Origin of the sequence: Arenimonas sp. (assembly GCF_041913985.1) — a bacterium.
In the GTDB taxonomy this organism is placed as follows: Bacteria; Pseudomonadota; Gammaproteobacteria; order Xanthomonadales; family Xanthomonadaceae; genus Arenimonas.
The window spans coordinates 21,484-40,267 of record NZ_JAYSEG010000018.1 but is presented as its reverse complement, the minus strand read 5'-3'; the positions used below and the strand labels follow the sequence as shown (position 1 = coordinate 40,267).

18 protein-coding genes and 1 riboswitch are annotated in these 18,784 nt (G+C 70.7%); of the genes, 17 read left to right on the top strand and 1 reads right to left on the bottom strand.

From position 1 onward, the window contains the following. Positions 1 to 128 precede the first annotated feature (128 nt). The 13 genes from ACE3Q2_RS07965 (at position 129) to gcvP (ending at position 14,458) form a co-directional block, all read left to right on the top strand. Complete coding sequence (locus ACE3Q2_RS07965; protein WP_374473653.1) at positions 129 to 911, top strand: enoyl-CoA hydratase/isomerase family protein; 783 nt, start codon at positions 129 to 131, stop codon at positions 909 to 911. A 17-nt stretch (positions 912 to 928) separates the two neighbouring features. Then, positions 929 to 2,425 carry an electron transport complex subunit RsxC gene (gene rsxC / locus ACE3Q2_RS07960; RefSeq protein ID WP_374473652.1) on the top strand — a complete coding sequence of 499 codons (1,497 nt, stop codon included), beginning with the start codon at positions 929 to 931 and terminating at the stop codon, positions 2,423 to 2,425. Further along, positions 2,422 to 3,468, top strand: a complete 1,047-nt coding sequence (locus tag ACE3Q2_RS07955; protein WP_374473651.1) for an RnfABCDGE type electron transport complex subunit D — start codon at positions 2,422 to 2,424, stop codon at positions 3,466 to 3,468. The genes rsxC and ACE3Q2_RS07955 overlap by 4 nt, the downstream gene beginning before the upstream one ends. Beyond that, positions 3,465 to 4,136, top strand: coding sequence for an electron transport complex subunit RsxG (gene rsxG / locus ACE3Q2_RS07950; protein WP_374473650.1), 672 nt, complete (start codon positions 3,465 to 3,467; stop codon positions 4,134 to 4,136). The genes ACE3Q2_RS07955 and rsxG overlap by 4 nt, the downstream gene beginning before the upstream one ends. Then, positions 4,133 to 4,777, top strand: a complete 645-nt coding sequence (rsxE, locus tag ACE3Q2_RS07945) for an electron transport complex subunit RsxE (RefSeq protein ID WP_374473649.1) — start codon at positions 4,133 to 4,135, stop codon at positions 4,775 to 4,777. The genes rsxG and rsxE overlap by 4 nt, the downstream gene beginning before the upstream one ends. Continuing rightward, entirely contained in the window at positions 4,774 to 5,409 is a 636-nt protein-coding gene (gene nth, locus ACE3Q2_RS07940; RefSeq protein ID WP_374473648.1) for an endonuclease III, read from the top strand. The genes rsxE and nth overlap by 4 nt, the downstream gene beginning before the upstream one ends. A gap of 98 nt (positions 5,410 to 5,507) precedes the next feature. Then, positions 5,508 to 6,647, top strand: a complete 1,140-nt coding sequence (locus ACE3Q2_RS07935) for an OprO/OprP family phosphate-selective porin (protein WP_374473647.1) — start codon at positions 5,508 to 5,510, stop codon at positions 6,645 to 6,647. Between the two features lie 170 nt (positions 6,648 to 6,817). Next, a complete protein-coding gene (gene pstS / locus ACE3Q2_RS07930) occupies positions 6,818 to 7,813 on the top strand; it encodes a phosphate ABC transporter substrate-binding protein PstS (protein WP_374473669.1) in 996 nt (331 codons plus the stop codon). A gap of 83 nt (positions 7,814 to 7,896) precedes the next feature. Continuing rightward, on the top strand, positions 7,897 to 8,865 hold the full coding sequence (gene pstC, locus ACE3Q2_RS07925; RefSeq protein WP_374473646.1) for a phosphate ABC transporter permease subunit PstC: 969 nt from the start codon (positions 7,897 to 7,899) through the stop codon (positions 8,863 to 8,865). Continuing rightward, the gene (gene pstA, locus ACE3Q2_RS07920; RefSeq protein WP_231695740.1) at positions 8,865 to 9,728 is read left to right on the top strand and encodes a phosphate ABC transporter permease PstA; all 864 of its coding nucleotides are present in this window, start codon (positions 8,865 to 8,867) and stop codon (positions 9,726 to 9,728) included. Before pstC ends, pstA begins: the two co-directional genes overlap by 1 nt. Next, complete coding sequence (gene pstB / locus ACE3Q2_RS07915; protein ID WP_374473645.1) at positions 9,721 to 10,542, top strand: phosphate ABC transporter ATP-binding protein PstB; 822 nt, start codon at positions 9,721 to 9,723, stop codon at positions 10,540 to 10,542. Before pstA ends, pstB begins: the two co-directional genes overlap by 8 nt. Positions 10,543 to 10,552: 10 nt before the next feature. Beyond that, positions 10,553 to 11,242, top strand: coding sequence for a phosphate signaling complex protein PhoU (gene phoU, locus ACE3Q2_RS07910; RefSeq protein WP_231695742.1), 690 nt, complete (start codon positions 10,553 to 10,555; stop codon positions 11,240 to 11,242). 188 nt (positions 11,243 to 11,430) lie between these two features. Further along, a riboswitch (glycine riboswitch) is annotated at positions 11,431 to 11,523 on the top strand. 40 nt (positions 11,524 to 11,563) lie between these two features. Continuing rightward, on the top strand, positions 11,564 to 14,458 hold the full coding sequence (gcvP, locus tag ACE3Q2_RS07905) for an aminomethyl-transferring glycine dehydrogenase (RefSeq protein ID WP_231695743.1): 2,895 nt from the start codon (positions 11,564 to 11,566) through the stop codon (positions 14,456 to 14,458). On the opposite strand, the gene chrA is transcribed toward gcvP, so the two are convergent. Beyond that, positions 14,434 to 15,621: a chromate efflux transporter gene (gene chrA, locus ACE3Q2_RS07900; RefSeq protein ID WP_231695744.1), complete on the bottom strand. Its 1,188-nt coding sequence runs from the start codon at positions 15,619 to 15,621 to the stop codon at positions 14,434 to 14,436. The two genes, gcvP and chrA, sit on opposite strands and share 25 nt — an antisense overlap. 90 nt (positions 15,622 to 15,711) lie before the next feature. Here chrA and ACE3Q2_RS07895 point away from each other — a divergent pair, with 90 nt between their 5' ends. Genes ACE3Q2_RS07895 through arsJ form a run of 4 tightly spaced genes read left to right on the top strand, consistent with a single transcriptional unit; the run spans position 15,712 to position 18,757 of the window. Next, positions 15,712 to 16,134: an OsmC family protein gene (locus ACE3Q2_RS07895; protein WP_231695745.1), complete on the top strand. Its 423-nt coding sequence runs from the start codon at positions 15,712 to 15,714 to the stop codon at positions 16,132 to 16,134. Positions 16,135 to 16,192: 58 nt separating this feature from the next. Further along, positions 16,193 to 16,531, top strand: a complete 339-nt coding sequence (locus ACE3Q2_RS07890; RefSeq protein ID WP_231695746.1) for a helix-turn-helix transcriptional regulator — start codon at positions 16,193 to 16,195, stop codon at positions 16,529 to 16,531. A 28-nt stretch (positions 16,532 to 16,559) separates the two neighbouring features. After that, positions 16,560 to 17,561 carry an ArsJ-associated glyceraldehyde-3-phosphate dehydrogenase gene (locus ACE3Q2_RS07885; protein WP_374473644.1) on the top strand — a complete coding sequence of 334 codons (1,002 nt, stop codon included), beginning with the start codon at positions 16,560 to 16,562 and terminating at the stop codon, positions 17,559 to 17,561. After that, positions 17,558 to 18,757 (top strand): organoarsenical effux MFS transporter ArsJ, encoded by a 1,200-nt coding sequence (gene arsJ / locus ACE3Q2_RS07880; protein WP_231695748.1) that lies wholly within the window; start codon positions 17,558 to 17,560, stop codon positions 18,755 to 18,757. The genes ACE3Q2_RS07885 and arsJ overlap by 4 nt, the downstream gene beginning before the upstream one ends. Positions 18,758 to 18,784 lie beyond the last annotated feature (27 nt).

Here is an 18,784-nt window from a genome sequence, read left to right as displayed (position 1 = left end):
GACGCTGTGGGCCCCCAGACGCCGCGTTAGGATAGCCCCCGCAGGCCTGAACCGCCACTGACATCGGACGGCTCCAAACCGATGACCGCGGGCGCGGCCACAAGTTCCCCCTTCCCCGGAGTTTTCCCATGACTTTCGCCAACTTGCTGGTCGAGGACCGCGGCGCCGTCCGTCGCATCACGCTGAACCGGCCGGACAAGCTCAACGCGCTCAACCACGCCACCCTGACCGAGCTGCACGCCGCCTTCGAGGCCGCCGGCCGCGACCCGGCCGTGCGCGTGGTGGTGCTCACCGGCGCCGGCCCGAAGGCCTTCGTGGCGGGTGCCGACATCGCCGAGATGAACGACCTGAGCCCGGCCCAGGCGCGGGATTTCTCGGCCCATGGCCAGGCCCTGATGACCCGCATCGAGCGCCTGGGCAAACCGGTGGTGGCCATGGTGAACGGCTTCGCCCTGGGCGGCGGCCTGGAACTGGCCATGGCCTGCCACCTGCGTTTCGCCGCCGACACCGCCAAGGTCGGCCAGCCCGAGATCAACCTGGGCCTGGTGCCCGGCTTCGGCGGCACCCAGCGGCTGCTGCGGCTGGCCGGGCGCCCGGCGGCGCTGGAGCTGTGCCTGCTGGGCGCGCCCATCGACGCCGCCCGCGCGGCCCAGCTCGGCATCCTGAACAAGGTGGTGCCCGCCGACGCGCTCGAGGCCGAGGTGGAGGCCGTCGCCAACCAGCTGGCCAATGCGGCGCCGCTGGCCCTGCGCGGCATCCTCGACGCCATCCTGCTCGGCGGCGAGGCGCCGCTCGACAGCGGCCTGGACTACGAAACCCAGGTCTTCGCGGTCACGTTCTCCACCGAGGACATGAAGGAAGGCACCAGCGCCTTCCTGGCCCGCCGCAAGCCGCAGTTCACCGGCCGCTGAGCGCGCACGCGCCGGCCGTGCGCCTGCATCGTTTCCACGGCGGCCTGGCGCTGCCGGGCCACAAGGCCGAATCCACCGCCGGCGGGCTGCGCGCCTGCCCGGCGCCGCCGGTGCTGCGCGTGCCGCTGCTGCAGCACGCCGGCGAAGCCGCGGAACCCTGCGTGGCGGCCGGCGACGTGGTGGCGCGCGGCCAGCGCATCGGCATCGCCCGCGCCGGCGCCGACGTGCACGCGCCCCGCGGCGGCCGCGTGATGGCGGTGGAAGAGGCCGAAGTGCCCCAGCTGCCGGGCATCCCGGTGCCGCACGTGCTGATCGCCGTGGAGGAAGACGCCCCCGCGGCGTCGATGACGCCGCTCGCCATCGACGCGGCCCCGGAAGTGCTGCGCGCCCGCCTGCGCGAGGCGGGCCTGGCCGGCCTCGGCGGCGCCGGTTTCCCCACGGCGGAAAAGACCGCGGTGGCGCGCCAGCGGCTGGTGCTCAACGGCGCCGAATGCGAGCCCTGGATCGCCTGCGACGACGCCCTGCTGCGCGAGCACGCCGACGAGGTGGTGCAAGGCGCCCGCGTGCTGGCCCGCATCGTCGGCGCGGGCAGCGTGCAGCTGGCGGTCGAGGACAGCATGGGCGAAGCCCTGGCGGCCTGCCGCGCCGCGGTGGACGCGCACGGCGGCGGCGAGGTGCAACTGGTGGCCGTGCCCACGCTCTATCCGGAGGGCGGAGAGCGCCAGCTGGTCCAGGTACTCACCGGCCTCGAGGTCCCGCGCGGCGGCCTGCCGCGCGACATCGGCGTGGTGGTGCTCAACGTCGCCACCGCGCGCGCGGCCTGGCGCGCCGTGGCCCTGGGCGAGGCCCTGGTGGAGCGCGTGGTCACGGTCACCGGCCCCGGCGTGGCGCGCCCCGGCAATTACGTGGTGCCCGCGGGCACGACCGTCGCGCACCTGGTCGCGCAGGCCGGCGGCTACACGCCCGCCGCGAAGCGCCTGCTGCTGGGCGGGCCGATGATGGGCCTGGCCCTGCCCCACGACGACGTGCCCCTGGGCAAGACCCACAACTGCGTGCTGGTGCTGGGCGACGCCGAACTTCGCGCCACCGGCGGCGAAATGCCCTGCATCCGCTGCGGCGACTGCGCCAGCGCCTGCCCTTCCCGCCTGCTGCCGCAGCAGCTGCTCTGGCAGGCCCGCGCCGACCGCCTCGACGATGCCCGCGCCCAGGGCCTGTTCGACTGCATCGAATGCGGCTGCTGCGACCTCGCCTGCCCCAGCCACATCCCGCTCACCCAGCAGTTCCGCGTGGCGAAATCCACGCTGCGCGCCCGTGACGCCGCGACCGCCAGCGCCGAAGCCGCGCGCCGGCGCTTCGAATCGCGCCAGCAGCGGCTCGAGCGCGAGGCCGCCGAGCGCGAGGCCAAGCTGGCCGCACGCAAGGCCGCCGCCAGCCCCGAGGCCGTGGCCGCCGCGCTCGAACGCGCCCGCGCCCGCCGCGCCGCCGCCGCGCCCGACCGCAACGACGCCCCATGAAAACCTTCGACACCGCCCCCGCCCCGCACCTCCCGGCGCGCCGCAGCGTGCGTTCGGTGATGGGCCTGGTGCTGCTGGCGCTGGTGCCGGGTCTGGTGGCGCATGCCTGGTTCTTCGGGCCGGGCATCGTGGTCCAGGTGGCGCTGGCCACGTTGTTCGCACTGGCCTTCGAGGCAGCGATGCTGAAGCTGCGCGGGAAGCCGCTGCGCCCCTTCCTCACCGACCTGAGCGCACCGCTCACCGCCGTGCTGTTCGCGCTGTGCCTGCCGCCGCTGGCGCCGTGGTGGGTGGCCGCCGTCGGCATGTTCGCCGCCATCGTCATCGCCAAGCAGCTGTTCGGCGGGCTGGGCCACAACCTGTTCAACCCGGCCATGGTGGGCCTGGCGGTGGTGCTGCTGGCCTTCCCGCGCGAATTCACCCAGTGGCTGCCGCCGGCGGGACTGGACGGTGCCATCGCGCCACCCGGCCTGCTGGAAAGCCTGCGCGCCGTGGCCACCGGCGAACTGCCGCTGCCCTGGGAATGGGACACGCTCGCCCAGGCCACGCCGCTCGACGCCGTGCGCACGCTGGGCGCCCAGGGCGCCACCCTGGCCGAGATCCGCGGCGCGCCGCTGTTCGGCGACTTCGGCGGCCGCGGCTGGGAATGGATCGCCAACTTCTTCGCGCTGGGCGGCCTGTTCCTGCTGTGGAAGCGCGTCATCCCCTGGCAGGTGCCGGTGGCGACGCTGGGCACGACGGTGCTGCTCACGCTGCCTTTCTGGCTGTACGACCCCGACCTGCATCCGTTCCCGCTGCAGCACGTGTTCTCGGGCGCGCTGGTGCTGGCGGCCTTCTTCATCGCCACCGACCCGGTCAGCGGCTGCACCACGCCGCGCGGCCGGCTGCTGTTCGGCGCCGGCGTGGCCGTGCTCACGCTGGCGATCCGGCGCTGGGGCGGTTTTCCCGACGGCGTCGCCTTCGCCGTGCTGCTGATGAACTGCGCGGCGCCCTGGATCGATGCGCACACCCGGCCGCGCATCCTGGGCGAGGGGCGCGGGCAGTGAAGGAAGGCCTTCGCGAATCGCTGCGCGCCGGCGCCCAGCTGGCCCTGGCCGGGCTGGTGGCGGCCGTGCTGCTGGCCGGCACCTGGGCGCTGACGCATGAACGCATCGCCGCCGCGGAGCGGCAGGCGAAGCTGCAGGCACTGGAAATCGTCCTGCCCGCCGACCGCTACGACAACGACCCGCTGGCCGACGCCGTGCAGGTGCGTGCACCCGCCTGGCTGGGCAGCGAATCGGCCACCGTTTCGCGCGCCCGCCTGGCCGGAGCCCCCAGTGCGCTGGTGCTGGAAGTGGTGGCGCCCGACGGTTACGCCGGCCCGATCAAACTGCTCGTCGCCGTAGCCGCCGACGGCCGCGTGCTGGGCGTGCGCGTCACCGCGCACCAGGAAACCCCGGGCCTGGGCGACGACATTGAAGCCGGCCGCAGCGACTGGATCACCCGCTTCACCGGCCGCGCGCTGGGCGACCCGCCCCTGCCCGGCTGGCGCGTGCAGCGCGACGGCGGCGAGTTCCCGCAGTTTGCCGGCGCCACGCTGACGCCACGCGCGGTGGTGGCGGCGGTGCGGCGCACGCTGCAGTTCGTCGCGCGCCACGGCGACGCCGTCCGCGCCGCCGAACCCGGCGCTACACTTTCCTTCGACGACGCACCCGTCGCCGACGACAGGCCATGACCACCCCCACGCCCCGCGCCATCCTCGAATACGGCCTGTCCAGCGGCAACGCCGGCCTGGTGCAGCTGCTGGGCCTGTGCCCGCTGCTGGCGGTGAGCAACAACGCGGTGAACGCGCTGGGCCTGGGCCTGGCCACGGTGCTGGCGCTCACCGCCACCAACACCGCGGTGGCCGCGATCCGCCGCCTGACCCGGCGCGACGTGCGCATCCCCGCCTTCATCCTCGTCATCGCCGCGGTGGTCACTTCCATCGAACTGGCCATGCGCGCCTTCCTGCCGGCGCTGCACGCGGTGCTGGGCCTGTTCATCCCGCTCATCGTCACCAACTGCGCGCTGATGGGCCGCGCGGAGGCGTTCGCCTCGCGCCACGACCCGGCCCGCGCCGCGCTGGACGGCTTCGCCACGGGCCTCGGCTTCCTGTGGGTGCTGCTGGCGCTGGGCGCGGTGCGCGAGCTGGTCGGCGAAGGCAGCCTGTTCGCCGGCGCCGGCCACCTGCTGGGGCTGCCGGGCCTGGAGCTGGCGGCGGCCAACTACCCCGGCTTCGTGCCGGCGGTGCTGCCCATCGGCGCCTTCCTGGCGCTGGCGGCGCTGGTTGCCCTGCGCCAGGGCTGGCGCCTCCGCCGCGCGGGGGCCGGTGCATGAAGCCCGCCGAACGCCGCGAGCTGTTCGCCCGCCTGGCCGAACTCAACCCCAAGCCCACCACCGAGCTCGAATACAGCACGCCCTTCGAGCTGCTGGTGGCGGTGACGCTCTCGGCCCAGGCCACCGACGTGGGCGTGAACAAGGCCACGCGCAAACTGTTCCCGGTGGCGAACACGCCCGAGGCCATCCTGGCACTGGGCGAGGACGGGCTGAAGAAGTTCATCGCCACCATCGGCCTGTTCAACGCCAAGGCGGCGAACGTCGTCGCCGCCTGCCGGATCCTGGTGGAGCGCCACGGCGGCGAGGTGCCGCGCGACCGCGAGTCGCTCGAGGCCCTGCCCGGCGTCGGCCGCAAGACCGCCAACGTGGTGCTCAACACCGCCTTCGGCGAGCCCACCATCGCCGTGGACACGCACATCTTCCGCGTGGCCAACCGCACCGGCCTGGCCCCCGGCAAGACCGTGCGCGCGGTCGAAGACAAATTGATGAAGGCCGTGCCGACGGAATACCGGCTAGACGCCCACCACTGGCTGATCCTGCACGGCCGCTACGTCTGCAAGGCCCGCAAGCCCGACTGTCCCAACTGCATCATCCGCGACCTGTGCCGCTACAAGCAGAAGACGGCCGGCTGAGCGCCATATGACAGCGGGGTTTCCATGGCTGTCACAATAACTAAATCTTCACGACCTAACCTGCGTCCGTCCTTCCAACCCAGCCCGCAGGGAACCCCATGAAGCTCGCCCCGAAACTCCTGGCCGCCGCCATCGTCGCCGGCCTGTCCACCCCGGCCATGGCCGAGATCACCATCGACGTCGTCGGTGGCTCCGAGGTCTCGCTCGAAGGCCTCGTCCAGTTCGACTACAACCAGTTCGACAGCGACGTCCTCTCCCTCAACGGCGACGCCCGCGACGGCTCCGAGGCCGACAGCGAACTGCGCCGCGCCGAGATCGTGCTCAAGGGCAAGGGCCCGGGCATGTTCAACTGGGTCGTCGGCTACGACGCCAAGGCCGACAAGTTCCTCGACACCAACGTGCAGTACCGCTTCAGCGGCGCCACCACGCTGACCGTGGGCCAGTACAAGCAGCCCAACAGCCTCGAAGAGCTCTCGAGCACCAAGAACAACGACTTCATCTCCAAGGCCATGGTGACCAACACCTTCGGCCTGTCGCGCCGCCTCGGCGCCGCGCTGAGCACCGGCGGCGACAACTGGACCCTGACGGGCTCGGTGTTCGGCCGCGAGCTCACCCGCAACCTGGCCCACGGTAGCGGCTACGGCGCCCGCTTCACCTGGATGCCGATCAAGGAAGACGGCCGCATGGTGCACCTGGGACTGTCGGCGGTGGACTACGACACCGACGCCGACACCGTGCGCATCCGCACCCGTCCGCAGGCCGACCTGGCCGGCCAGCGCCTCGTGGACACCGGCAACCTGGTGGCCAGCGACCGCCAGCAGACCCTGGGCGTCGAGGGCATGTGGGTCGAAGGCCCGGTGAAGCTGCAGGCCGAGTACATGCGTTCGAACATCGACCGCTACAACGCCGCCGGCGACTTCAGCGGCGACAGCTGGTACGTCTCGGGCCTGTGGAACGTCACTGGCGAGACCTGGGGCTACAAGAACGGCGTCGTCTCCACCGGCGGCCCCAGCGAGCCGGCCTCCGGCATGTGGCAGCTGGGCCTGCGCTACGACACCATCGACCTCGACGACGGCTCGGTGCTGGGCGGCCAGATGGACAGCTGGACCGCCGGCGTGAACTGGTACTGGCGCTCGAACTACAAGTTCTCGCTCAACTACGTGATGGTGGACTCGGAGCGCCGCGGCATCAGCGACGACCCGAGCATCCTCGAGGCCCGCGTCCAGCTGTTCTGGTAAGCCCCAGGGGCGCCCGGCCACGCCCGGGCGCCTTTCCCGACGCGGTGTAACACCGCTGTCACATCCGTCATAAATCATTGTCCATGCCACGGGACGCGCCCGACGCGGCCCCGGCGGCACCCCACATCCAGGAGTCGACCGTGTCCTTCACGTCCAAGTCCTCGTTCCGAATCACCGCCCTCGCCCTTTCGCTGGCGTTCGGCGCCCACGCCCAGGCCGCCGAGATCACCGGCGCCGGCGCTTCCTTCGTGTTCCCGACCATGTCCAAGTGGTCGGCCGACTACAACGCCGCCACCGGCCACCGCGTGAACTACCAGTCGATCGGCTCGGGCGGCGGCATCGCCCAGATCAAGGCGGCCACGGTGGACTTCGGCTCGTCCGACGCCCCGCTCAAGCCCGAGGAGCTCGACGCCTCCAAGCTGGTGCAGTTCCCGTCGGTGATGGGCGGCATCGTGCCGGCCTTCAACGTGCCGGGCATCGCCGCCAACCAGCTCAAGCTCGACGGCGCCACCCTGGCCAACATCTACCTGGGCAAGATCGCCAAGTGGAACGACCCGGCGATCGCCGCGCTCAACCCGGGCCTGGCCCTGCCGGACCTGCGCATCACCGTCGTGCACCGCTCGGACGGCTCGGGCACCACCTTCAACTTCGTCAACTACCTGTCGAAGGTGTCGCCGGAGTGGAAGTCCAAGGTCGGCGAAGGCACCTCGGTGCGCTGGCCGACCGGCGTGGGCGGCAAGGGCAACGAGGGCGTGACCGCCTACGTGAAGCAGATCAAGGGCGGCATCGGCTACATCGAGCTCTCCTACGCCCTGACCAACAACATCGCCTACGCGGCCATGAAGAACGCCGACGGCGCCATCGTCCAGGCCAGCAACGCCTCGATCCAGGCCGCCGCCGCCAGCGCCGACTGGGCCAACGCCAAGGACTTCTACCTGGTGCTTACCAACGCCCCGGGCAAGGATTCCTGGCCGATCGCCGCCACCAACTTCATCCTGATGCAGTCCGCCCCGAAGGACGCCGGCCGCAACACCCAGGCCCGCGAGTTCTTCAGCTGGGTCTATGCCAACGGCGACGAGTCGGCCACCAAGCTCGGCTACGTGCCGCTGCCGGACGCGCTGGTGGCGCAGATCGAGGCCTACTGGACCACCGAAAACATCAAGTAAGCGCTTCGCGACACCGACCCGCGCGCCCTCGGGCGCGCGGGTTTCGCGTACCCCGCAGGCCCCGACAGAGAGTGCCGCGAGACATGCACACCGCTTCCGCCCCGAGCAACACCGAACGATCACACCGCCTGGACGCCTTCGGCGACTGGGCCTTCCGCAACCTGGTGACCCTGGCCGGCTGGTTCGTGCTGGTGGCCCTGGGCCTGGCCGCGCTGTCCATGTTCTGGGGCGGCCGCGAAGCCTTCGCGGAATTCGGCCCGGGCTTCCTGGTGTCCACCGACTGGAACCCGGTCACCGAGGAATACGGCGCCCTGGTGGCCATCTACGGCACCGTGGTGAGCACCATCATCGCCATGATCATCGCCGTGCCGGTGAGCTTCGGCATCGCCCTGTTCCTGACCGAGGTCGCCCCTTCCTGGATCCGCCAGCCCCTGGGAATGGCCATTGAACTGCTGGCGGGCATTCCCTCGATCATCTACGGCATGTGGGGCCTGTTCGTGCTGGCGCCCTTCCTGTCCGAACACGTCTACCCGAAGGTGGACGAACACCTGGGCACGCTGCCCCTCGTGGGCGGCCTGTTCGCCGGCCCGCCGCTGGGCATCGGCATGCTCACCGCCGGCATCGTGCTGGCGATCATGGTCATCCCGTTCATCTCCTCGGTGATGCGCGACGTGTTCCAGACCGTGCCCAACCGGCTCAAGGAGTCGGCCTACGCGCTCGGCTCGACCACCTTCGAGGTGGTCTGGAACATCGTGCTCCCCTACACGCGCTCGGCGGTCATCGGCGGCATCTTCCTGGGCATGGGCCGCGCGCTCGGCGAGACCATGGCCGTCACCTTCGTGCTGGGCAACGCCCACCACATCAGCGCTTCGCTGCTGATGCCGGGCAACTCCATCGCCGCCTCCATCGCCAACGAGTTCGCCGAGGCCACCACGCCCATGTACCAGTCGGCGCTGCTGGCGCTGGGCTTCGTGCTCTTCATCGTCACCTTCGTGGTGCTCGCCATCGCCAAGCTCATGCTGATGCGCCTCGCCAAGCGGGAGGGCAACTGATGGCCTCCGTCGCCGACCGCCTGTATTTCCGCCGCCGCCTGGTCAACGCGGCTTCCCTGGTCCTGTCCGCCGCGGCCACCCTGTTCGGCCTGTTCTGGCTGGTGTGGATCCTGTGGGTCACCATCAGCAAGGGCGTGGACGCGATGAGCCTGTCGCTGTTCACCGAGATGACCCCGCCCCCGGGCCAGGACACCGGCGGCCTGAAGAACGCCATCGTCGGTTCGCTGATGCTCAGCGGCGCGGCCATCGTGATGGGCGCCCCGGTGGGCATCGCCGCCGGCACCTTCCTGGCCGAATACGCCCGGGCGCGGAAGATCGGCGAGGTGATCCGCTTCGTCAACGACATCCTGCTCTCGGCGCCGTCCATCGTGCTGGGCCTGTTCGTCTACACCCTGGTGGTGCGCCCGACCGGCGCCTTCTCGGGCTGGGCGGGTTCGATCGCCATGGCCTTCATCGTGCTGCCCGTGGTGGTGCGCACCACCGACGAGATGCTGCGCCTGGTGCCGTCGCAGATGCGCGAGGCGGCGCTGTCGCTGGGCATCCCGCAGTGGAAGGTGACCACGCAGATCCTCTACCGCGCGGCCCTGCCCGGCATCGTCACCGGCGTGCTGCTGGCGCTGGCGCGCATCAGCGGCGAAACCGCGCCGCTGCTGTTCACCGCCTTCAACAACCAGTACTGGAACACCGACATGTCCGGCGCCATGCCGAACCTGCCGGTCACCATCTTCCAGTTCGCCATGAGTCCCTTCGCCTACTGGAACCAGCTGGCCTGGGCCGGCGCCTTCCTGATCACCCTGTTCGTGCTGGCCGTCAGCCTGGTCGCACGCACCCTCCTGCTGCGCAAGAAGACCCACCATGACTGACGCCCCGATCACCTTCGCCACCGCCGTCCCGCAGGCCGCCGCCGGCGCCGCCGAGCCGTCGCGGGTCAAGCTCGCCGCGCGCAACCTGGCCTTCCACTACGGCGACTTCACCGCGCTCAAGGACATCAGCTTCGACGTGCCCGAGAACAAGGTCACGGCGCTGATCGGCCCCTCGGGCTGCGGCAAGTCCACCCTGCTGCGCATCTTCAACCGCATCTACTCGATCTACCCGGGCCAGCGCGCCACCGGCGAAGTGCTGCTCGACGGCGAGAACGTGCTCGACCCGAAGTACCCGCTCAACCGCCTGCGCTCGAAGATCGGCATGGTGTTCCAGAAGCCGGTGCCGTTCCCGATGTCGATCCACGACAACATCGCCTACGGCATTGGCCACTACGAGAAGCTGTCGAAGGCCGACATGGCCGACCGCGTCGAGGAAGCCCTGCGCCAGGCGGCCCTGTGGGACGAGGTGAAGGACAAGCTCAAGCAGAGCGCCCTGGGCCTGTCCGGCGGCCAGCAGCAGCGCCTGTGCATCGCCCGCGCGGTGGCCCTGAAGCCGCAGGTGATCCTGTTCGACGAGCCCACCTCGGCGCTCGACCCGATCGCCACCGGCAAGATCGAGCAGCTCTTCGCCGAGCTCAAGCAGCAGTTCACGATCCTGATCGTGACCCACAACATGCAGCAGGCGGCGCGCTGCTCCGACTTCACCGCCTTCATGTACCTGGGCGAGCTGATCGAGCACGGCCCGACCACCACCATCTTCACCAAGCCCTCGAAGCAGCAGACCGAGGACTACATCACCGGCCGCTTCGGCTGAGGAGCCACCGATGACCGACCACATCGTCAAGAGTTACGACAGCGAGCTCAAGCGCCTCGACGGCGAGATCCAGCGCATGGGCCAGATCGCCGTGGCCCAGCTCGACGCCGCCATCGACGTGCTGCAGCGCCGCGACAGCCAGGCCGCCATGCGCGTGGTGGCCAACGACGACGCCATCGACGCCCTCGAGCACGAAGTCAGCCACGACGTGCTGCGCCTGCTGGCCCTGCGCCAGCCGATGGCGCGCGACCTGCGCGAGGTGTACGCCGCCCTGCGCATCTCGTCCGACATCGAACGCATCGGCGACTACGCCGCCAACGTGGCCAAGCGCAGCATGGTGCTCAACCAGTCGGCGCCGGTCTCGGCCGCCCGCGGCCTGCCGGCCCTGGCCAAGCTGGCCAACGGCCTGGTCTCGGAGGCCCTGGAGGCCTACCGCCTGCGCGACGCCGACAAGGCCCTGGCCGTGCGCAGCCGCGACGTGGAGCTCGACGCCGAGTACACCGGCCTGTTCCGCGAGCTGCTGACCTACATGGCCGAGGACCCGCGCCAGATCACGGCCTGCACCCACCTGCTGTTCATCGCCAAGAACATCGAGCGCATCGGCGACCACGCCACCAACATCGCCGAGAACACCTGGTTCCTGGTCCACGGCGAGCTGCCCGAGGGCGACCGGGCCAAGGCCGACCTGACCTCGTCCTGAGCCCCGCCCCCCCCTGTAGGAGGGCCTTCAGGCCCGACCCCGGCCCGTCGGGCCTGAAGGCCCTCCCACAAACAACCCCGCCGCCGGGGTAGAATAGGGGGGCTCGATGCGTGGTGCGGGAGAGGCTGGCGAAAGCCAGCGCCGAAGGCGTAACGCCCGTAATCGCTCAGGACCCGGAACCGTACCGCGCGAGCGACTCTGGAGAGACCGGCACCAGCCGGCGCCGAAGGGGCATGGGCCACGCGCCCAAAACTCTCAGGCAAAAGGACAGAGGGGCGCCCCGTGCGGCTTGCACGGCCCCTCCCCATGTCCGGATCCGCCATGAATCGCGACAGCCTGCGCCAGCTCGAGCACCACGACGCCTTCCTCGAACGCCACATCGGCCCCAACGACGCCGAAATCGCGCACATGCTGCGCGTGGTCGGCCACGACTCGCTCGATGCCATGACCGACGCCATCGTGCCGGCCAGCATCAAGTCGGCCGCGCCGCTGGCCCTGCCCGCCCCGGTCACCGAGGTCGAGGCCATCGCCAAGATCCGCGCCATCGCCCAGAAGAACCAGGTCTTCCGCAGCTTCATCGGCCAAGGCTACTACGGCACCCACACGCCGAACGTCATCCTGCGCAACATCCTCGAGAACCCGGCCTGGTATACCGCCTACACGCCCTACCAGGCCGAGATCTCCCAGGGCCGCATGGAAGCGCTGATCAACTTCCAGACCCTGTGCGCCGACCTCACCGGCATGGAGATCGCCAACGCCTCCCTGCTCGACGAGGGCACCGCGGCGGCCGAGGCCATGACCCTGGCCAAGCGCTCGGCCAAGTCGAAGTCCAACACCTTCCTGGTGGCCGGCGACACCCACCCGCAGACCCTGGAAGTGCTGCGCACCCGCGCCGAGCCCCTGGGCATCGCGCTCGACATCGTGCGTTCCACCGATGCCTTCCACGCCGCGCTCGCCAAGGGCGACTACTTCGGCGTGCTGGTGCAGTACCCGGCCTCCAGCGGCTGGATCGAGGACTGGAGCCGCGACGCCGAGGTCATCCATTCGCACAATGCCCTGTTCGTGGTCGCCACCGACCTGCTGGCCCTCACCCTGCTCAAGCCGCCGGGCGAAATGGGCGCCGACATCGTGGTCGGCAACACCCAGCGCTTCGGCGTGCCCTTCGGCTTCGGCGGCCCGCACGCCGCCTTCATGGCCTGCAAGGACGCCTTCAAGCGCTCCATGCCGGGCCGCCTGATCGGCGTGTCCATCGACGCCGAGGGCAAGCCGGCCTACCGCCTCACCCTGCAGACCCGCGAGCAGCACATCCGCCGCGAAAAGGCCACCTCCAACATCTGCACCGCGCAGGTGCTGCTGGCGGTGATGGCCTCGATGTACGCCGTCTACCACGGCCCCGAGGGCCTGGCGCGCATCGCCCGCCGCGTGTCGCGCCTCACCGCCATCCTCGCCGCCGGCCTGCGCGAGCTGGGCCATCCCGTGGTGCACGCCACCGCCTTCGACACCCTGTGCCTCCAGCCGGGCGACGCCGGCGCGCGCATCCTCGAACGCGCCAGGGCCCACCGCGCCAACCTGCGCGTGCGCGGCGACGGTTCGATCTGCATCTCGCTCGACGAGACCACCACCCGCGAAGACCTGGCGCTGCTCTGGCGCATCTTCGCGCCGTCCGACGACGCGGCCCTGCCCTCGGTGGACGCGCTCGACGCCACCGCGCCGGAGCTGATCCCGGACGCGCTGCGCCGCACCTCGAAGTACATGCAGCACCCGGTGTTCAACACCCACCACAGCGAACACGAGCTGCTGCGCTACATGCGCGCCCTGGCCGACAAGGACCTGGCCATGGACCGCACCATGATCCCGCTGGGCAGCTGCACCATGAAACTCAACGCCACGGCGGAAATGATCCCGGTCACCTGGCCCGAGTTCGCCAACATCCATCCGCTGGCGCCGCCGGAGCAGGCCGCCGGCTACCGCGAGCTGGTGGACACGCTCGAGGCCATGCTGGTCGAGTGCACCGGCTACGACGCCGTCAGCCTGCAGCCGAACTCCGGCGCGCAGGGTGAATACGCCGGCCTGCTGGCCATCCGCGCCTACCACCGCAGCCGCGGCGAGGCGCACCGCGACATCTGCCTCATCCCCGACTCGGCCCACGGCACCAACCCGGCCAGCGCGCAGATGTGCGGCATGACCGTGGTGGTCACCAAGACCGACGCCAACGGCAACGTGGACGTGGAAGACATCCGCCGCAACGCCGAGAAGTATTCCGACCGCCTGGCCGCGCTGATGGTCACCTACCCGTCCACGCACGGCGTGTTCGAGGAGGACATCGTCGAGATCTGCGACATCATCCACGCGCATGGCGGCCAGGTTTACACCGACGGCGCCAACATGAACGCGCTGGTGGGCGTGGCCAAGCCCGGCAAGTGGGGCTCGGACGTCTCGCACCTCAACCTGCACAAGACCTTCTGCATCCCGCACGGCGGCGGCGGCCCGGGCGTGGGTCCCTGCGCGGTGAAGGCGCACCTGGCGCCCTTCCTGCCCAAGGCCTTCGGCGCCGAGGGCGCCACGGGCATGGTGTCGGCGGCCACCTTCGGCTCGGCCTCGATCCTGCCCATCAGCTGGATGTACATCGTGATGATGGGCGCCGAGGGCCTGCGCCGCGCCACCCAGGTGGCGCTGCTCAACGCCAACTACATCGCCAAGCGCCTGGCGCCGCACTACAAGACGCTCTACACCGGCCGCAACGGCCTGGTGGCGCACGAGTGCATCCTCGACCTGCGCCCGCTCAAGGACGCCACCGGCATCGGCGCCGAGGACGTGGCCAAGCGCCTGATCGACTTCGGCTTCCACGCCCCCACGCTCAGCTTCCCGGTCTCGGGCACGCTGATGGTGGAGCCGACGGAAAGCGAGTCGCAGCACGAGCTCGACCGCTTCATCGACGCCATGATCCAGATCCGCGACGAGATCCGCGCCGTCGAGGAAGGCAAGCTCGACCGCGAGGACAATCCGCTCAAGAACGCCCCCCACACCGCCACCAAGGTGTCGGCCAGCGAGTGGACCCATGCCTACCCGCGCGAACTGGCCGCGTTCCCGCTCGCCAGCCTGCGCCAGGCCAAGTACTGGCCGCCGGTGGCGCGCGTGGACAACGTCTACGGCGACAAGAACGTGATGTGCGCCTGCATCCCCGTGGATGCCTACAAGGAAGCCGCGGACGCCTGAACCACCAGGGTGGTGGCCACGATGGCGGCCACCACCCAGGGCAGGTTCACCCGCTTCCACAGCAGCACCGCCAGCGCGCCCAGCGCGATGGCCACGTCGGCCGGGCCCCGCAGCCCGGCCGGCGCCACGGTGCCCACCAGCGCCGCGGCCAGCAGCCCCACCACCACCGCATTGATGCCGGCGATCGCCGCCGGCGCCCCGCGCAGCCGCGCCAGGCTACCCCACAGCGGCAGCACCGCCGCCACCACCAGCAACCCCGGCAGGAACAGCGCCAGCAGCGCCACCGTCGCCCCCAGCGCCGGCGGCTGCCCCGTGGGCACCAGCGCGCCGAGGTAGGCGGACAGCGAGAACATCGGCCCCGGCACCACCTGGGCGGCGCCGTAGCCGGCCAGGAAGTCGTCGTAAGCCAGCCACCCGCTGGCCACCGTGGACTGTTCGAGCAGCGGCAGCACCACGTGGCCGCCGCCGAACACCAGCGCGCCCGCTTCGTAGAACGCCGCCGCGAGCGCGGCCAGCGTGGCCCCGCCACCGGAAAGCGCCAGCGCCGCAGCCAACCCGGCGAGGAACAGGGCCAGCATCACCCAGCCGGCGCCGCGTCCGTACGCCACCCGCAATCCGGCACCCGGCAGCGGCGGAACATGCCGGCACAGCACCAGGCCCAGCACGGCGCCGGCGCCAATCAGCGCCAACTGCAGCCAGACTGCGCCAAGAGCCAGCATGGCCCCGCCGGCCAGCACCGCCAGCAGCGCGCGCGGGCCGTCGGGCAGCAGGCTGCGCGCCATGCCCCACAGGCCGTGCGCCACCACCACCACCGCCACCAGCTTCAGCCCGTGCACCAGCGACGCCGCCAGCGGGCCGTCCAGCTGGGGCGCCAGCAGCGCCAGCCCGAACATCAGCAGCGCCGACGGCAGGGTGAAGCCCAGGAAGGCCAGCAGCCCGCCCACCCAGCCGCCGCGCAGCAGGCCCACCGCGAAGCCGAGCTGGCTGCTCGCCGGCCCCGGCAGCGCCTGGCAGATGGCCAGCAGCTGGGCGAACTCGGCTTCGTCGAGCCAGCGCCGGCGCGCCACGAATTCGTCGCGGAAATAGCCGAGGTGGGCGATGGGGCCACCGAAGGAGCCCAGGCCCAGCTTCAGGAACGTGGTGAAGACGCCGGACGATTTCATCTTGCCAAGCTGCCTGCGGAGACGGCCAAGGGCGCTACTCTAGACCAGCCGGGCGGCCATCCCTGTCGTCTTCGCGGAGGAAAGCACCGCATGAGCACGCCGAAACCCAAACTCGTCTTCCTGGTCCATGCGCGCCGCGTGGACGCGCATGGCTCCACCGCCGACTGCAAGGACGCGCAGCTGGTGCTCGACACCGACCTGGCCGGCCGCCGCGACGCCTTCAACCCGGCCGAGCTGCTGCTGGCCGCGCTTTCGGCCTGCATGATCAAGGGCATCGAGCGGGTGGTGCCGATCCTGCGTTTCGAGCTGCGCGGCGTGGAGGTGCGGGTGGAAGGCGTGCGCCAGGACGTGCCGCCGAAGCTCGAGTCGGTCCGCTACGAGATCGTGGTGGACACCGACGAAACGGACCACCGCCTGGCGCTGCTGCACGAAAACGTGCGCAAGTACGGCACCGTCTTCAACACCGTGGCGCCAGGCACCGACCTGGCGGGCGAACTGCGCCGCAAGGGTTGATTGGCGGGCAGTCCGGCGCTGTCTTGGAAGCGTCATATCCTTCCACTATTCTGGAAGAATGGATACGAAAGACGCCCTCGCCGCCCTCTCGGCCCTGGCCCAGCCGCACCGGCTGGCCATCTACCGCTGGCTGCTGGAGCGCGGCCCGGATGGCGCCTTCGCCGGCGAAATCGCCGACCAGCTCGGCCTGCCGGCCACCACGCAGTCCTTCCACCTCAAGGCCCTGCAGCAGGCCGGCCTGATCCGCGCCGAGCCGCGGGGCCGCCACATCCGCTACCGCGCCGAGGTCGAGGCCGTGCGTGGCCTCGTGGCCTACCTCACCGACACCTGCTGCGGCGGCGACCCGGCCCGGTGCCTGCCGACGGCGGCAGGCCAGGCCAATCCCGCCTGCTGCTGACCCTTTCATCCACGGACCTCCGACAGACATGAGCCTCAAGATCGGCATCAACGGTTTCGGCCGCATCGGCCGCCTGGCGCTGCGCGCCGCCTTCGGCCAGCAGGGCGTGCAGTTCGTGCACGTCAACGACCCGGCCGGGGACGCCGCCACCCTCGCCCACCTGCTCAACTTCGATTCCGTACACGGGCGCTGGGCGCACGAGGCCACGCAGGACGGCGAGGCGATGCTCATCGAAGGCCAGCGCATCCCGGTGACCCGCTACAAGGCCATCGCCGACACCGACTGGTCGGGCTGCGACGTGGTCATCGAAGCCAGCGGCAAGATGAAGACCACCGCCGCCCTGCAGGCCTACCTCGACCAGGGCGTGAAGCGCGTGGTCGTGACGGCGCCGGTGAAGGAGCCGGGCGTGCTCAACGTGGTGATGGGCGTCAACGACCACCTGTTCGACCCGTCGAAGCACCGCATCGTCACCGCCGCCAGTTGCACCACCAACTGCCTGGCGCCGATCGTGAAGGTCATCCACGAGGGCCTGGGCATCCGCCACGGTTCCATCACGACGGTGCACGATCTCACCAACACCCAGTCGATCCTTGATCAACCACACAAGGATTTGCGCCGCGCCCGCGCCTGCGGCATGAGCCTGATCCCCACCACCACCGGTTCGGCCACCGCCATCACCGAGATCTTCCCGGAGCTCAAGGGCCGCCTGAACGGCCACGCCGTGCGCGTGCCGCTGGCGAACGCCTCGCTCACCGACGCGGTGTTCGAGGTGAAACGCGAAACCACGGTGGAGGAAGTGAACGCCCTGCTCAGGGCCGCCGCCGAGGGCCCGCTCAAGGGCATCCTGGGCTTCGAGACGCGGCCGCTGGTGTCCATCGACTACCGCACCGACCCGCGCAGCAGCATCGTCGATGGCCCGTTCACCATGGTCGTCGCCGGCACCCAGGTGAAGGTGTTCGCCTGGTACGACAACGAATGGGGCTACGCTAACCGCACCGTCGAACTGGCGCGCAAGGTCGGCCTGGCGTGAACGCCGCGGTCCGCCAGTACCTGCTGGTCACCGGCAACTACTGGGCCTTCACCCTCACCGACGGCGCGCTGCGCATGCTGGTGGTGCTGCACTTCCACCAGCTGGGCTACACGCCGCTGCAGGTGGCCATGCTGTTCCTGTTCTACGAGATCTTCGGCGTGGTCACCAACCTCGTCGGCGGCTGGCTGGGCGCGCGCCTGGGCCTGAACCGCACCATGAACCTGGGCCTGGTGCTGCAGGTGGGCGCGCTGGCCATGCTGGCGGTGCCGGCGGCCCTGCTCACGGTGCCCTGGGTGATGGCGGCGCAGGCGCTGAGCGGCATCGCCAAGGACCTCAACAAGATGAGCGCCAAGGGCAGCCTGAAACTGCTGGTGCCCGCCGGCGAACAGGCGCGCCTGTACCGCTGGGTGGCGCTGCTCACGGGCTCCAAGAACGCGCTCAAGGGCCTGGGCTTTTTCCTGGGCGCGCTGCTGCTGGCCTGGCTGGGTTTTGACGGCGCGGTGCTGGCCATGGCCGGCGCGCTGGTGCTGGTGTGGCTGGGCAGCCTGGCGTGGCTGAAGGCCGACCTGGGCAAGGCGAAGGCGAAGCCGAAGTTCCGCGACCTGCTGTCCAAGAGCCCCGCCATCAACCGGCTTTCCGCCGCGCGACTGTTCCTGTTCGGCGCCCGCGACGTGTGGTTCGTGGTGGCATTGCCGGTGTTCCTGGCCGACCAGCTGGGCTGGGGCCACGCCGGCATCGGCGCCTTCCTGGCGCTGTGGATCATCGGCTACGGCGCGGTGCAGGCGCTGGCGCCGGCCATCACCGGCCTGCGCCGCGGGCCGGTGCCGGACGGCCGCGCGGCCTTCGGCTGGGCGCTGCCGCTGGCGGGGCTGACCGCCGGCCTGGCCGCGGCGCTCTGGGCCGGCTGGCCCGCGCAGACGGTGCTGGTGGCCGGGCTGCTCGCCTTCGGCGTGCTGTTCGCGCTCAATTCGGCCCTGCACAGCTACCTGATCGTCAGCTACGCCCGCGAGGACGGGGTGTCGCTGGACGTGGGCTTCTACTACATGGCCAACGCCGGCGGCCGGCTGCTGGGCACGGTGCTCTCGGGCGCGATCTACCAGGCCTGGGGGCTGCCGGCCTGCCTGGCGGTCTCGGCGGTTTTCGTGGCCCTGGCAGCGCTGGTGTCGCTGGCCCTGCCCCGGCACGCGGCGGCCTGATCCGGCATGGCGATTTTCCTGAATCGA